Consider the following 15915-nt stretch of genomic DNA (forward strand, 5'->3'; position numbering starts at 1 on the left):
ACCAGGAGCGCCCGCACCTGTCCTTAAAATACAAAACGCCCGATGCGGTGCATCGGGCGTTAGGGTGAAACAGGTGTAAACCTATTTCAGGACTAGACACGTCGGTTTTTCCGGGCGCAAAAAAAATCGCAGCTTGCGAAGGCTGCGATCTTTTTTGTTGTTTACCAGGCGACGCCGAAGCCGGCGGTGTAGCGGGTTTTGCTCAGATCCGCGTCCTCGGTGCCGCTGATGATGTCGCGTTCGGCCTTGAGGTTGAGCGAGGCCCAGTCGGTGACTTTGTAGCGCAGGCCCATTTCCGCATCCAGCGCGTAGTCGGCCACGCCGGACAACGGCTTGCCGACCTCGCCATTGGTGAAGAACTCGACCTTCTTGCCGATCAGGTAGCGGTTGTAGTCCCACTTCATGGCGACCGAATAGAAGTTGTCCTTGCTGCCATCGCGGTACTCGTAATCGGTTCGGTTGAGCAGCGAACCCAGGGAGAACGCTCCCAGTTCATCGTCCCAGAACTGGTAACCCGGACCGGTACCGACCACGCGCTGGCGGGCCAGCTCTTCAATGTGATCACGCTTGTAGTTCAGGCGGCCCTGCCAGAACCATTGATCAGTGAGGAAGCGGTCGAGCGAGTACTCGGCGCGCCAGTTATCGGTGGTGGTCACGTCGTCCTGCACTTCGCGGTTGTATTCGCCCTCGGCGGTATGGCGCCAGCGGCCGTGACGAGCAGTGGTCTTGAAGCCGACATCGTAATCATCGGTATCTTTCTCGGCACGCTGGTAGTCGAGCGCCAGGTCGACGTTGCCCTTCCACACCAGATCCTCGACCACCGGTTTGGGCTTGAGAATCTGCTGAATGCTCGCCAGTTCCACGGTTTTCGGCGCTTCGCCGTTGGCCAGGGTGACCTTGCCGTCTTCGGCGGCGCTCAGCGACTTGGCCTTCTCGCCATTGTAGGCGTCCTGTTTGACCAGCAACTCCTGATCACTTTCCAGGGTCTTGACCTGCTTCCAGTCGATGGTGACGGCACCGGCGTACTGGGTCTGGACCAGCAACTTGCCGCCGTCGAACAGCGTGATTTTGCCGCTCAGCTTGTCACCGTTCTTCAACCAGACGGTGTCGGCAAGCAAAGGTGTGGACGCACTGAAGACAGCAAGGCACAGCAGGGTTCTGGACAACATAAGCGAATCGAAGACTCAAGTTTGCGAAAAAAGGGTCGGCATTATCCGTAGGAATAATTCCCTGACAAGGAGTGACCCGGCTAATTCTGTTGAGTTCATTTCTCAATTGCCCATCCACCGATTACGCTTAAGGCCATAAGGCGATCAAGTTCAGGAACCGCGCACGTGACAGACCCGATGCATGCCTGCGAAAACGATCCGCAAATCCGACGCACGGCACTCTATTCCACCCTCGCCCAAGTGCCTGAAGGCAAAGTCGTCAGCTATGGTCAGTTGGCCGAACTGGCGGGGTTGGGGCGCGCCGCCCGCTGGGTCGGCCGGACCCTGAGCCAATTGCCCGGCGACACCAAACTGCCCTGGCACCGCGTACTCGGCGCCGGCGGTCGGATCAGCCTGCCGGTGGGCAGTCCGTCCGGGGACGAACAGCGTGCGCGATTGCGCATGGAAGGCATCACCGTCCTGAACAATCGTGTGGATATTCGGCGCCATGGCTGGCGTCCGGTAGAGCACAGCGGTTAGAGTGCGCGCTTTGTTTTCGCAATCTTGAGGCAGACTTCAGCCCATGCCCCGTAAAACCTGGCGCGCCGCGCTCGCCGCCTATGCCAGTCCTTCGACGCTCGTGCTGTTGTTGCTGGGTTTCGCCGCCGGCCTGCCGTACATGCTGGTGTTCTCGACACTTTCGGTCTGGCTGCGTGAAGCCGGTGTGGCCCGTGAGACGATCGGCTACGCCAGCCTGATCGGTCTGGCCTACGCCTTCAAATGGGTCTGGTCGCCCCTGCTCGACCAATGGCGCCTGCCGTTGCTGGGCAAGCTGGGACGTCGCCGTTCGTGGCTGGTGCTCTCACAGACGCTGGTAATCCTCGGCCTGATCGGCATGGGTTTTTGCGACCCGCAAAAACACCTGTCCTGGCTGATCGCTATCGCAGTGGTGGTTGCATTCGCCTCCGCCACCCAGGATATCGCCGTCGACGCCTATCGCCTGGAAATCGCCGAAGACAGCCGTCAGGCCGCGCTCGCCGCCAGTTACATGTCCGGTTATCGGGTTGCAGCGCTGCTGGCGACTGCCGGTGCACTGTTCTTCGCCGAGGGCTTCGGTTCCACCGGTTTCAACTACCAGCACTCCGCCTGGACCGGCACTTACGTGCTGTTCGGCGCCCTGATGGTGCCGGCCCTGCTCACCACCCTGCTGATGCGCGAGCCGCCGGTGCCATTGCGCACCCAGTTGCAGGCCGGGCGCTACACCTTCATGCATCAGTTGATGTCAGTGTTCGTGCTGATCATTTTGCTGGTGTCTGTGCCGGCAATGTTTACCCAGCTCTACAACACCGATTTCGCCAGCGTGCTGTTTGGTGACATGAGTCCGCTGGACCTGCTGCTGGAAGACCGGGCGTTCCTGCGTGCCATTCTCTACACCACGCTGACCTGCCTGTGCCTCTCGGCCATGGGTCGCCGTGGCCTGGCGCCGGTACTGACACCGGTCAACGACTTCATCCTGCGCTACCGCTGGCAGGCGTTGCTGCTGCTCGGCCTGATCGCCACCTATCGAATGTCCGACACGGTGATGGGCGTGATGGCCAACGTGTTCTACATCGACCAGGGCTTTACCAAGGACCAGATCGCCAGCGTCAGCAAGATCTTCGGTCTGATCATGACCCTCGTCGGCGCCGGCATGGGCGGTCTGCTGATCGTGCGCTTCGGCATCCTGCCGATCCTGTTCATCGGCGGTGCCGCGTCGGCGGGTACCAATCTGCTGTTCCTGATGCTCGCCGACATGGGCCCGAACCTGCAGATGCTGGTGGTGACGATCTCCCTCGACAACTTCAGCTCCGGCCTGGCCACCTCGGCGTTCGTCGCCTACCTGTCGAGCCTGACCAACCTGAAATTCTCCGCCACCCAGTACGCCCTGCTGAGCTCGATCATGCTCCTGCTGCCACGCCTGATCGGCGGCTACTCCGGGGTGATGGTGGAAAAATTCGGCTATCACAACTTCTTCCTGATCACCGCGCTGCTCGGCGTTCCGACCCTGGTGCTGATCGCCCTGCACTGGTTCCAGGAAAGCCGCCGAGAAGGCCCGACGCCGACGCCGGAACCCGCACCGACCTCCGTCGTGGAAGAATCGTAAGCCATCTCGCACCCGGCGAGAGGGTTTGCGCCGGGGCTGCACTTCTGTACGTCGGCGGATCTCGCCGTTACACTGCTCCGTCATTTCCAGTCATAGCAACCGACAACGGCCAACCATGCGCACCAGTCAATTTTTGCTCGCCACACAGAAAGAAACGCCTTCCGACGCGGTCGTGATCAGCCACCAGCTGATGCTGCGCGCCGGCATGATCCGCAAACTCGCCTCGGGCCTGTACACCTGGCTGCCGATGGGCTTGCGAGTGATGCGCAAGGTGGAAGCCATCGTTCGCGAAGAAATGGACGCCGCCGGCTCTCTGGAAGTGTTGATGCCGAGCACCCAACCGGCCGAGCTGTGGCAGGAATCGGGGCGCTGGGAAGAATACGGCCCAGAACTGCTGCGCATCAAAGACCGCCACGGTCGTGATTTCTGCGCGGGCCCGACCCACGAAGAAGTGATCACCGATCTGATGCGCAACGAGTTGAGCAGCTATAAACAGCTGCCGATCAACCTGTACCAGATCCAGACCAAATTCCGTGACGAAATCCGTCCACGCTTCGGCCTGATGCGCGGTCGCGAATTCATCATGAAGGACTCGTACTCCTTCCATGCGGATCAGGCGTCGCTGCAGATCACTTATGACCGCATGCACGAAGCGTACTGCAACATCTTCACCCGCCTGGGCCTGAAATTCCGTCCGGTGGAAGCCGACAACGGTTCGATCGGTGGCGCCGGCTCCCACGAGTTCCACGTGCTGGCCGAGTCCGGCGAAGACGATATCGTCTTCAGCAACGGCTCCGACTATGCGGCGAACATCGAGAAAGCCGAAGCCGTGCCGCGTGAAACCTCGCGCGCCGCGCCAGGCGAAGAGCTGCGCCTGGTCGACACACCAGACACCAAGACCATCGCGGCCCTGGTGGAGAAATTCAATCTGCCGATTGAAAAGACCATCAAGACCCTGATCGTGCATGCCGAAGAAGAAGGCAAGCTGATCGCTCTGATCATCCGTGGCGACCACGAACTGAACGAAATCAAGGCTGCCAATCAGCCAGGCGTTGCCAGCCCGCTGGTCATGGCCTCCGATGCCGAACTGCGTGACGCCATTGGCGCCGGCGCCGGTTCCCTCGGCCCGCTGAACCTGCCGCTGCCGATCATCATCGACCGTTCGGTCGAACTGATGAGCGACTTCGCCATCGGTGCCAACATCGACGACAAGCACTACTTCGGCGTGAACTGGGAGCGTGATCTGCCGGTTCCGACCGTGGCCGACCTGCGCAACGTCGTGGCCGGCGACCCGAGCCCGGACGGCAAGGGCACCCTGGAAATCAAGCGCGGCATCGAAGTCGGACACATCTTCCAGCTGGGCAACAAGTACAGCAAGGCGATGAAGTGCGAAGTGCTGGGCGAGAACGGCAAGCCGGTGACCCTGGAAATGGGTTGCTACGGCATTGGCGTGTCCCGCGTGGTGGCTGCCGCCATCGAGCAGAACAACGATGAGAACGGCATCATCTGGAGCGACGCCCTGGCACCGTTCCAGATCGCTCTGGTGCCGCTGCGCTATGAAACCGAGCTGGTGCGCGAAGCCACCGACAAGCTGTACGCGGAACTGACCGCGGCCGGCTTCGAAGTGCTGCTGGACGACCGCGACAAGAAAACCAGCCCGGGCATCAAGTTCGCGGACATGGAGCTGATCGGCATTCCACACCGGATCGTGGTCAGCGACCGCGGCCTCGCCGAAGGCAACCTGGAATACAAGAGCCGTACCGAAGGCCAGGCGCAAGCGCTGCCGGTTGCCGACGTGCTGTCCTTCCTTCAGGCCCGTATCCGCCGCTGAAACCAGATAGAGACGTCATGTTCAAGCGAAACACCTTAGGCCTCGGTGGTGCCGCCCTGTGCGGCACCCTGCTGGTCAGCGGCTGTGCCAATCACATGTCACAACGCAGCGAGCACGAGGAACGTGTCGAGCGCAAACTGCTCGATCACAGCCTGCAGATCGATGTCGGCGAGCCCAAGGTGCTTGAGCTGCCGCAACGGCGCGTGAAGATCAACGAACAGAAGACTTTCGAAGTCACCGAGTTCGAGGTCACCCGCCATTACGACCGTTACACGCCTTACCAGCCATGGCGGGAGATCTACGAGATCCCGCTGGGCGCGGTGGCGGTGGTCGGCGGCATCGGCGCGAACGTGGTCAACGTGTTTGCCCTCGGCAATCTGCCCGACAGCGTGACACGGGACTGGCTCAGCTACGGTTTCGCCGGGCTCAACCCGTTCATGAACGTGCAATCCAACGGTCGCGCGCAGCAGAACCTGGCCGGCATCGATGAAGTCCAGCGCGACAAGCGCACGGAGTATTCGAGCCTGCCTTGGAGCGAGCGTCCGGTTCAGGTCAAGGCTGGTAAACAGACCTTCGACATGACCACCGATCGCAACGGCGTGCTGCGTCTGAACCTGCTGGACAGCCCGTTCGCCGAAAACGACCTCAATCATGTGGGCAAACTGCAGATCAGCGTCGAAGACGGCAAAGATGACGTGCATTCCGATTCGTCCCTGGCGATCAGCACTCACCTGCGCGGCAAGCTGCTGGAGGCTCACGGGCTGATCTACGACGATCTGGAAGACGACGAAGTGAGCCAGTGGGTGCACCGGGTCAAGCGTCTGTCGGAACTGGGTCTGGAAGAAGAAGCCAGTGAGCTGGAACAAAGCCTGATCGAACTGACCCGCAACGATCCCGAGTTGCAAGCTGAATTCCTCAAGTCCCTGACCCGGGATGCGGGGCGTCTGGTGGCGGATCCGGGGCCGAACTGAATCCCCTGAAAAATTGCCCGAACCTGCTTCGGGCATTTTTTTGTCCGTCTATCGCTCGAACAACTCCATTTGTTCAAACCCGCCGCGTAAATCCTCCAGCCGCACGCCCACTCCTAATAGCCGCACCGGTTTGCCACCGCGATTGAACGCCTGCGTCAGCATCAACTGGTAACTGCCCAGATCCCGCCCTGCCCCGGCCTGCTCAAGTGTGGTCTGGGTGAAATCGTGAAACTTCACTTTGACGAACGGCTTGCCCGGCCGGTAGCTGCTGTCGATCCGCGCCATGCGGGTTTTCAGGGTTTCCAGTAGTTCCGGAAGCTTGTCGAGGCAGCTGCGCAGATCCGGCAGATCGACGTCGTAGGTGTTTTCGACGCTGATCGACTGACGACGACTGTCGTTGTGCACCAACCGCTCATCGATCCCACGGGCCAGACTCCACAAACGCTCGCCGAAACTGCCGAATTCCCGCACCAGCGCCAGCTTGTCCCACTCGCGCAATTGCAGGCAGTCATTGATACCCAGTTTGCCCAGCTTGTCGGCCGTGACCTTGCCCACTCCGTGCAACTTGCTCACCGGCAGGCCACTGACGAAGTCTTCGACTTGATCGGGGGTAATCACGAACAAGCCGTTCGGCTTTTTCCAGTCGCTGGCGATCTTGGCCAGAAACTTGTTGGGCGCCACGCCGGCGGAGACAGTGATGTGCAACTGATTGGAAACCCGGCGGCGAATGTCCTGGGCGATCCGCGTGGCGCTGCCGGCAAAATGCGCGCTGTCCGAGACGTCGAGATAAGCTTCGTCCAGAGAAAGCGGTTCGATCAGGTCAGTGTAATCGCTGAAGATCGTGTGAATTTCCTTCGAGGCCTCGCGATAGGCGTCCATTCGCGGCTTGACGATGGTCAGGTCCGGGCACAGCTTCAGGGCATGTCCGGACGACATCGCCGAGCGAACCCCGTAAGCCCGCGCCTCATAGTTGCAGGTGGCGATCACTCCGCGCCGATCCGCCGAGCCACCCACCGCCAACGGCTTGCCGGCGAGACTCGGGTCATCCCGCATCTCGATGGCAGCGTAGAAACAGTCACAGTCGACGTGGATGATTTTTCGCTGAGTCATGACAGAAAAGGAAACATGGCGAGCCGGACCGGCAGTATCTCACTGACACCTGTATATAGCACCAGTGGTACGAATGTTCTTTTCAGTTTGTAGGAAACGGAGTTTGAATTTATTTCCTCAATCGAAAACCAACCTCCAATAGAGCTGAAACCCTTGCCCTGCCTGACCTGCAGCCTCTGAAAAGACCGTCCGTCAGCGCTAACCGATTGAAGCTGAACAGGTTTTATCCGAATTGAAGGTTGACACCCCCGCGTTCCTCTGTAGAATGCCGCCACACAGACGCGGGATGGAGCAGTCTGGTAGCTCGTCGGGCTCATAACCCGAAGGTCGTCGGTTCAAATCCGGCTCCCGCAACCAAACATCAAAAAAGGCCAATCGAAAGATTGGCCTTTTTTGTGCGCGTCTGTTTTTCGGATCCAGTCGCGCCAAGCGGAAATCGTTCCGATTCCGAAACTTAGCGCTTGCCCTGCGACCGTTTGCCGCGATTGCACACTTATTTGACCCTTCTCGGGATTATCGGTTGACACCCCGTCGTTCGCCTGTAGAATGCCGCCACACAGACGCGGGATGGAGCAGTCTGGTAGCTCGTCGGGCTCATAACCCGAAGGTCGTCGGTTCAAATCCGGCTCCCGCAACCAAACATCAAAAAAGGCTACTCGAAAGAGTGGCCTTTTTTGTATCTGTGGAAAAAGTCCTTTCGCAACAATGATCTGTCACTGTGCAGTACCGTTCAGGATCTGAAGACCCGCCAAGTTGCGACTATGCTTGAAGTCGCGGGCAAGGCGTCTGCAATCCAGGAGCTGCCCTCGCCGATACCCGGTGAGAGGCGTAGTATTTTGTGATTATTTTTTTCTACAGGGATTGGTAACTTGGCTGGATACCTCCATCCTGTCGCGCACAATCCAAGAGGTGATTGATGCGCGCCAACTCGTCTGATTCACAAGACACCGTCACAGCAAACCCACCGATCAAACCTGAGCGTTTGCGCCTGCTGGATCGGATCAGCAAATACCGGCAACCGATCGGTCTGGCGGTCACTTTGCTGCTGTTCGCCATTGCGCTGATTGCCTGTCGCCATCTGCTCAGCGAACTCGATCTCGATGCCTTGCACGACTCGATTCTCGACGTGCCGAAACCGGCCCTGCTCGGTGCCCTCGGTGCGACGGTCGTCGGCTTCATTATCCTGCTCGGCTATGAATGGTCGGCCAGTCGTTATGCCCGCGTGACGCTGGCGCCGAAAGTGCTGGCACTGGGCGGTTTCACCGCGTTTGCCATCGGCAACGCCATCGGCCTGTCGATGCTGTCCGGCGGCTCGGTGCGTTACCGTTTATATGCACGACATGGACTGGGCGCTTCCGAAGTCGCGCACATGACCCTGTTCGCCAGCCTGTCGCTGGGCTGCGCCCTGCCGCCGCTGGCCGCGCTTGCGACCCTGAGCAACCTGCCCGCCGCGTCACAGGCACTGGGGCTGTCCGAGACCTTGTTGGGCACGATTGCCGGCGTGGTGCTGCTGCTCGGCGCGATCCTGGCCATCGGCATCTATCGCCGTCGCCTGCCGGAGCAGCCTTACCCGGACAACCTGCTGGTCCGGGCCGGTCGTCGCACCCTGCGTCTGCCGGGTCGTCGCCTGACGTTCCTGCAACTGGTCATCACCGCCCTCGACGTGGCTGCCGCTGCGACCGTCCTTTATCTGCTGCTACCGGAAGCGCCGCCCTTCGGTGCGTTCCTGCTGGTTTACCTACTGGCCCTGGCGGCGGGCGTACTCAGTCACGTTCCGGGCGGTGTGGGGGTCTTCGAAGCGATTCTGCTGGCCGCGTTCGCCGACAAGCTCGGCGCCGCGCCACTGGCCGCTGCCCTGCTCCTGTATCGCCTGATTTATGTGGTGCTACCGTTGCTGGTGGCCTGCGTGCTGCTGCTGCTCAATGAAGGCCAGCGCCTGTTTCAGTCGCAGACCATGCGTGCAGCCTCCGGTCTGGCGGCACCGATTCTCGCGGTGCTGGTGTTCCTGTCCGGCGTGGTGCTGCTGTTTTCCGGCGCGACGCCAGAGATCGACACCCGCCTGGAACATATCGGCTTTCTGATTCCTCACCGTCTGGTCGACGCCTCGCACTTTGGCGCCAGCCTGATCGGCGTGCTGTGCCTGATGCTCGCTCAAGGCCTGCGTCGCCGGTTATCGGCGGCGTGGATGCTGACCACCATTCTGTTGCTGGTGGGCGCCCTGCTCTCGCTGCTCAAGGGTTTCGACTGGGAAGAAGCGACCCTGATGACCCTCACCGCCGCGCTGCTGGGGGTTTTCCGTCGTTCGTTCTATCGCCCGAGCCGTCTGACCGAACTGCCGTTCTCGCCGCTGTATCTGGTGGCCAGCCTGTGCGTACTCGGTGCTTCGACCTGGCTTTTGCTGTTTGCTTATCAGGACGTCCCTTACAGCCATCAACTGTGGTGGCAGTTCACCCTCGACGCCGACGCCCCGCGCGGCTTGCGCTCGCTGCTCGGCGCCGCCGTGTTGCTGCTGGTGATTGCCCTGACCTGGCTGCTGCGCACTGCTCGCCCGGTGATTCACCTGCCGACACCCGATGAGCTGGAACGCGCCTCGAAAATTCTGATGGCCTCCTCGCAACCGGACGGTGGCCTGGCCCTGACCGGTGACAAGGCGCTGCTGTTTCATCCCAACGACGAAGCCTTCCTGATGTACGCCCGTCGCGGCCGCAGCCTCGTGGCCCTGTACGACCCGATCGGCCCCGGCCAGCAACGGGCCGAAATGATCTGGCAGTTCCGCGACCTGTGCGACATCCATCACGCCCGCCCGGTGTTCTATCAGGTGCGCGCCGAGAACCTGCCGTACTACATGGACATCGGCCTGACCGCGATCAAGCTCGGCGAAGAAGCCCGGGTCGATCTGCATCGCTTTGACCTGGAAGCCAAGGGCAAGGAGATGAAGGACCTGCGCTACACCTGGAACCGTGGCACCCGCGACGGCCTTTCGCTGGAAATCCATGAGCCAGGCCAGGCGCCGATGGATGAGCTCAAGGTGATTTCCGATGCCTGGCTGACCGGCAAGAACGTGCGCGAGAAAGGCTTCTCCCTCGGCCGTTTCAGCGACGATTACCTGAAGCATTTCCGCATCGCGGTGATTCGCTTCGAAGGCCGCCCGGTGGCGTTCGCCAACCTGCTCGAGACCTACAGCCATGACCTGGCCAGTCTCGATCTGATGCGCGCGCACCCGGACGCCCCCAAGCTGACCATGGAATTCATGATGGTCGGTCTGATTCAACACTATAAGAGTCACGGATACGCGCGCTTCAGCCTGGGCATGGTGCCGCTGTCGGGGTTGCAACCCCGGCGCGGGGCACCGCTGACCCAGCGACTGGGCTCGATGGTTTTCCGCCGTGGTGAGCAGCTGTACAACTTCCAAGGCTTGCGCCGCTTCAAAGACAAGTTCCAGCCTGACTGGGAACCCCGTTATATGGCCGTGCCCGCCGGACTCGATCCGCTGGTGGCGCTGGCCGACACTGCTGCCCTGATCGCGGGCGGCTTGACTGGATTGGTGAAACGCTGATGATTCAACGCTCCCTGAAGTACATCCTGGTGGCACTGCTGGTGCTGGCCGCGATTGCCGGTGGCGGTTTCTGGTACCTCAAACGCCCGGCACCGGAACCGACCCTCGAACAGCTCACCCCGGCCGATGGCGCCGCCATGACCCGGGTCATCCCCGGCACCAAGCCCAAGGCTCAGGTGCTGGTGGCGGTCAACGACGACCAGAAGCTCAGCGACAAACAACTGAGCACCCTGAGCCGCAGCGCCTCGGCGCAAATTGTCCAGGTGATCCTGCCCAAGGACTGCCTGCTGCAAAGCCGCGCCCTGCAGGCCGGCCTGCGTGAACTGAACGGCCCGGCGACGTTGGTCAGCGGCATCGGCCCCGGCGCCGTCCTGGCGTGGCGCTGGCTGTCCGAGCAGAAGGACGACAAGGCTCAGGCCGTCTCCGTCGACCTGGCCCTGGAAAAACCCGGCTGCACCCACCTGCTGCCAAAAGCCGCCGCCCACGGCCACTGGCTGGTGGCGTGGAACGACAACCCGGACGACACCAGCGCCGGTTTCGTGCGCGATCAACCGAACGCCGAAACCAGCATCAGCGACTACGACATCAACCTGCCGCAAGTGCTGAACAACGAACTGCGCAAGATCCTCGTCGGCGGCGACAAGGCCAACGGTGGCCTGCAGATCCCGGTGGTGGAAGTCCCGGCCGGCCAGGCCAAGGACACCGTGACCCTGTTCCTGTCCGGTGACGGCGGCTGGCGCGATCTGGACCGCGACGTGGCCGGTGAAATGGCCAAGATCGGCTACCCGGTGGTCGGCATCGACACCCTGCGCTACTACTGGCAGCACAAAAGCCCGGAACAGAGCGCCCTGGACCTGACCGAACTGATGCAGCACTACCGCCAGAAATGGGGCACCAAGCGCTTCATCCTGACCGGTTACTCGTTCGGCGCCGACGTCCTCCCGGCGATCTACAACCGCCTGCCGGAAACCGAGCAGCAGCGCGTCGACGCAATCATCCTGCTGGCCTTCGCCCGCACCGGCAGCTTCGAAATCGAAGTCGAAGGCTGGCTCGGCAACGCCGGCAAAGAAGCCGCCACCGGCCCGGAAATGGCCAAGCTGCCACCGGCCAAGGTCGTGTGCATCTACGGTGAAGAAGAGACGGATGAAAGCGGCTGCACCGACAAGACCGCGGTGGGCGAAGCGGTGAAGCTGCCTGGCGGCCACCACTTCGACGAGAACTACCCGGCGCTGGCCAAGCGTTTGGTGGATCTGATCGAGAAGCGCCAGAACTCGGCGCAGGTGGCGGAAGAGTGATCTGAAGCGCCCCCCAAAAAGCCCCCGCAACTTCGCAGTTGCGGGGGCTTTTTCGTTTTGGCAAACGCCCGAGATCCTTGTGGGAGCCGGGCTTGCCCGCGATGGCGGTTGGTCAGGCAGCTGATTTGTAAACTGATACACCGCATTCGCGGGCAAGCCCGCCCCCACAGGGATCTCCACTGGATTCTGATAAGTCCACAAACACAAAAAAGCCCCCGCCAGCCGCAAAGCTGACGGGGGCTATTCAATCGAGACGCAAACTACATCTCCACCTGCGTCCCCAACTCAATCACCCGGTTCAGCGGCAGATTGAAGAACCGCAGGTTTCCGTTGGCATTCTTCAACATGAATGCAAACAGCGCTTCACGCCAACGGGCCATGCCTTCGAGTTTCGAGGCGATGACCGTTTCGCGGCTGAGGAAGTAGGTGGTGCGCATCGGGCTGAAGTCCAGATCATCCAGGTGGCACAGCTTCAGCGCCTGCGGCACGTCCGGTTCGTCGGTGAAGCCGAAGTGCAGGATCACCCGGAAGAAGCCTTCGCCGTGGGCTTCGACTTCGAAGCGCCGGGATGGCGGGACGCGCGGGATGTCTTCGTAGACCACGGTCAGCAGCACCACTTGTTCGTGCAGCACCTGGTTGTGCAGCAGGTTGTGCAACAGCGCGTGCGGCACCGCGTCGGAACGGGCGGTAAGGAACACAGCGGTGCCCTGCACGCGGTGTGGTGGCTGGACGCGGATGCTGCTGATAAAGATCGGCAGCGGCAGCGCGCCTTCGTCGAGGCGCTCGACCAGCAGTTGCTTGCCGCGCTTCCAGGTGGTCATGAGCACGAACAGCGCGATACCGGCGATCACCGGGAAGGCGCCACCCTGGACGATCTTCGGCACGTTGGCGGCGAAGTACAGGCCGTCCACCAGCAGGAAGCCGATCAGTACCGGCACCGCCAGAATCGGTGGCCATTTCCATAGCAGCAGCATGACTGCCGACACCAGAATCGTGGTCATCAGCATAGTGCCGGTTACCGCCACACCATAGGCCGAGGCCAGTGCGCCGGAGGATTCGAAGCCCAGCACCAACAAGACAACGCCGACCATCAGCGCCCAGTTCACCGCGCCAATATAAATCTGGCCCTGCTCGTCGCTGGACGTGTGCTGGATGTACATACGCGGAATGTAACCAAGCTGAATCGCCTGACGAGTCAGGGAGAACGCGCCGGAAATCACCGCTTGGGACGCAATCACCGTGGCCAGGGTCGACAGACCGACCAGCGGAATCAGTGCCCAGCTCGGCGCCAGCAGGTAGAACGGGTTGCGCGCCGCTTCCGGGTTGTCCAGCAACAAGGCGCCCTGACCGAAGTAGTTGAGCACCAGCGCCGGCAGCACCAGCAGGAACCACGCGCGGGCAATCGGCTTGCGACCGAAGTGGCCCATGTCGGCGTACAGCGCTTCGGCACCGGTCAGCGCCAGCACCACGGCGCCGAGGATCGCCACGCCCATGCCGGTATGCACCATGAAAAAGCGCACGGCCCAGATCGGGTTCAGCGCCTTCAGCACTTCCGGGGAATGGCTGATGCCGTACACGCCGAGAGCGCCGAGAACGAGGAACCAGGTGACCATGATCGGCCCGAAGAGAATGCCGATCCGTGCTGTGCCATGGCTCTGGATCAGAAACAACCCGACCAGCACCACCAACGACAACGGCACGACCCAATGGTCGATCCCGTCAAATGCCAGGCCCAGACCTTCGATGGCCGACAGCACAGAGATCGCCGGGGTGATCATGCTGTCGCCATAGAACAGCGCTGCGCCGATCAAGCCGCAGACCACCAGCAGCGAACGCAATTTCCTGCGTTCCCCCGCTGCCCGCCGTGCCAGCGCGGTGAGCGCCATGATGCCGCCCTCGCCCTGGTTGTCGGCACGCAGCACGAACATCATGTATTTGATCGACACGACCCAGATCAGCGACCAGAAGATCAACGACAGAATGCCCAGCACCCCGTCGTGGTTCACCGGAACGCCATAAGCGCCGGAAAACACTTCTTTGAGGGTGTACAACGGGCTCGTGCCGATGTCGCCGTAAACTACCCCGACCGCCGCGACCAGCATGCTCAGCGGCTTGGTGGCCGAACCTTCGGCGCCTGCCGCGTGACTACTTGCCTGACCCATCCAACACTCCTGATTCCCAGACCGGCTTCTCATATGAAGCACTATGCTTTGTGTGCAGCATGCGCGTTTTTACGCCCTGTAACAGACGTTTTGTTGACTGTAAAAATTCAGTAAAGCGCAACGGCGCGAAGCATAGCGCAGCACTCGTCGTATTTCCCTGCATAAAGCTGGTCAAGTGCGTTGCTCACCGCTAGAATTGCGCACTTTTTGATCAGCGGCGCGCCTTAAGCGCCCATCCGTCGGTTCCTGAATCAGGCAAGCGACGTCACAAAACACCGAGGTTAGACATGTCCACCACTCCTGCGCCGGCCAATCCAAAGGTTGGCTTCGTTTCTCTGGGTTGCCCGAAAGCACTGGTCGACTCCGAGCGCATCCTGACCCAGCTGCGCATGGAAGGCTATGACGTGGTGTCCACCTATCAGGACGCCGACGTGGTCGTGGTCAACACCTGCGGCTTCATCGACTCGGCCAAGGCCGAATCGCTGGAAGTCATCGGCGAAGCGATCAAGGAAAACGGCAAGGTCATCGTGACCGGCTGCATGGGCGTGGAAGAAGGCAATATCCGTGACGTGCACCCGAGCGTGCTGGCCGTCACCGGTCCGCAGCAGTACGAGCAAGTGGTCAACGCCGTGCACGAAGTCGTGCCGCCGAAGCAGGATCACAACCCGCTGATCGACCTGGTGCCGCCGCAAGGCATCAAGCTGACCCCGCGCCACTACGCGTACCTGAAGATTTCCGAAGGCTGCAACCACAGCTGCAGCTTCTGCATCATCCCGTCGATGCGCGGCAAACTGGTCAGCCGTCCGGTCGGCGACGTGCTCGACGAAGCCCAGCGTCTGGTCAAATCCGGCGTGAAGGAACTGCTGGTGATTTCCCAGGACACCAGCGCCTACGGCGTTGACGTCAAGTACCGCACCGGTTTCTGGAACGGCGCGCCGGTGAAAACCCGCATGACCGAACTGTGCGAAGCGCTGAGCACCCTCGGCGTCTGGGTCCGTCTGCACTACGTTTACCCGTACCCGCACGTCGACGAACTGATCCCGCTGATGGCCGCCGGCAAGATCCTGCCGTACCTGGACATCCCGTTCCAGCACGCCAGCCCGAAAGTCCTGAAGTCGATGAAACGCCCGGCGTTCGAAGACAAGACCCTGGCGCGGATCAAGAACTGGCGCGAGATCTGCCCGGACCTGATCATCCGTTCGACCTTCATCGTCGGCTTCCCCGGCGAAACCGAAGAAGACTTTCAGTACCTGCTGGACTGGCTGACCGAAGCCCAGCTCGACCGCGTCGGCTGCTTCCAGTATTCGCCGGTCGAAGGCGCTCCAGCCAACGATCTGGATCTGGAAGTGGTTCCGGACGACGTCAAGCAAGACCGCTGGGAACGCTTCATGGCGCACCAGCAGGCCATCAGTTCGGCGCGCCTGCAACTGCGCATCGGCCGTGAAATCGAAGTGCTGGTGGACGAAGTCGACGAGCAGGGCGCGGTCGGCCGCTGCTTCTTCGATGCCCCGGAAATCGACGGCAATGTGTTCATCGACAACGGCAGCAACCTGAAGCCGGGCGACAAGGTCTGGTGCAAGGTGACCGACGCCGACGAATACGACCTCTGGGCCGAACAGATCTAAGCGCGAAAAATACAGAAAGCCCCGCTCTCTTTTACGAGATGCGGGGCTTTTTTACGGCTAGAGTTTGTGAGGGG

The 15915-nt window shown here is 61.2% G+C and carries 10 protein-coding genes and 2 tRNA genes; 9 read left to right on the forward strand and 3 right to left on the reverse strand.

What is annotated here, in order from left to right; all coding sequences use genetic code 11:
- Positions 1-161: 161 nt before the first annotated feature.
- On the reverse strand, positions 162-1169 hold the full coding sequence (locus tag CAF77_RS25485) for a DUF481 domain-containing protein (RefSeq protein ID WP_011332762.1): 1008 nt from the start codon (positions 1167-1169) through the stop codon (positions 162-164).
- Between the two features lie 177 nt (positions 1170-1346).
- Between CAF77_RS25485 and CAF77_RS25490 the strand changes: the two genes are divergently transcribed.
- From CAF77_RS25490 to CAF77_RS25505, 4 genes are all read left to right on the forward strand, one after another.
- Positions 1347-1688, forward strand: coding sequence for an MGMT family protein (locus tag CAF77_RS25490; protein WP_234420624.1), 342 nt, complete (start codon positions 1347-1349; stop codon positions 1686-1688).
- 43 nt (positions 1689-1731) lie between these two features.
- Positions 1732-3291: an AmpG family muropeptide MFS transporter gene (locus tag CAF77_RS25495; RefSeq protein ID WP_064379072.1), complete on the forward strand. Its 1560-nt coding sequence runs from the start codon at positions 1732-1734 to the stop codon at positions 3289-3291.
- Between the two features lie 115 nt (positions 3292-3406).
- Positions 3407-5122: a proline--tRNA ligase gene (locus CAF77_RS25500; RefSeq protein ID WP_064379073.1), complete on the forward strand. Its 1716-nt coding sequence runs from the start codon at positions 3407-3409 to the stop codon at positions 5120-5122.
- 17 nt (positions 5123-5139) lie between these two features.
- Positions 5140-6093, forward strand: a complete 954-nt coding sequence (locus CAF77_RS25505) for a hypothetical protein (RefSeq protein ID WP_011332758.1) — start codon at positions 5140-5142, stop codon at positions 6091-6093.
- Between the two features lie 48 nt (positions 6094-6141).
- Here the strand turns inward: CAF77_RS25505 and dinB are convergent, their stop codons facing one another.
- Positions 6142-7203, reverse strand: coding sequence for a DNA polymerase IV (gene dinB / locus CAF77_RS25510; protein WP_085655595.1), 1062 nt, complete (start codon positions 7201-7203; stop codon positions 6142-6144).
- A gap of 280 nt (positions 7204-7483) precedes the next feature.
- Here dinB and CAF77_RS25515 point away from each other — a divergent pair.
- The 4 genes from CAF77_RS25515 to CAF77_RS25530 all read left to right on the forward strand — a co-directional run bounded on the left by CAF77_RS25515 (position 7484) and on the right by CAF77_RS25530 (position 12054).
- Positions 7484-7560 (forward strand) — tRNA-Met (locus CAF77_RS25515).
- A gap of 204 nt (positions 7561-7764) precedes the next feature.
- Positions 7765-7841 (forward strand) — tRNA-Met (locus CAF77_RS25520).
- Between the two features lie 278 nt (positions 7842-8119).
- Complete coding sequence (gene mprF / locus CAF77_RS25525; protein ID WP_085655596.1) at positions 8120-10759, forward strand: bifunctional lysylphosphatidylglycerol flippase/synthetase MprF; 2640 nt, start codon at positions 8120-8122, stop codon at positions 10757-10759.
- Positions 10759-12054, forward strand: coding sequence for a virulence factor family protein (locus CAF77_RS25530; protein WP_011332755.1), 1296 nt, complete (start codon positions 10759-10761; stop codon positions 12052-12054). Before mprF ends, CAF77_RS25530 begins: the two co-directional genes overlap by 1 nt.
- Positions 12055-12314: 260 nt before the next feature.
- Here the strand turns inward: CAF77_RS25530 and CAF77_RS25535 are convergent, their stop codons facing one another.
- Entirely contained in the window at positions 12315-14156 is a 1842-nt protein-coding gene (locus CAF77_RS25535) for a potassium transporter Kup (RefSeq protein ID WP_371915551.1), read from the reverse strand.
- 347 nt (positions 14157-14503) lie between these two features.
- Between CAF77_RS25535 and rimO the strand changes: the two genes are divergently transcribed.
- The gene (rimO, locus tag CAF77_RS25545; RefSeq protein WP_011332753.1) at positions 14504-15841 is read left to right on the forward strand and encodes a 30S ribosomal protein S12 methylthiotransferase RimO; all 1338 of its coding nucleotides are present in this window, start codon (positions 14504-14506) and stop codon (positions 15839-15841) included.
- Positions 15842-15915 lie beyond the last annotated feature (74 nt).

It is taken from the genome of Pseudomonas sp. R15(2017) (assembly GCF_002112685.1).
Lineage (GTDB): Bacteria > Pseudomonadota > Gammaproteobacteria > Pseudomonadales > Pseudomonadaceae > Aquipseudomonas > Aquipseudomonas glycinae.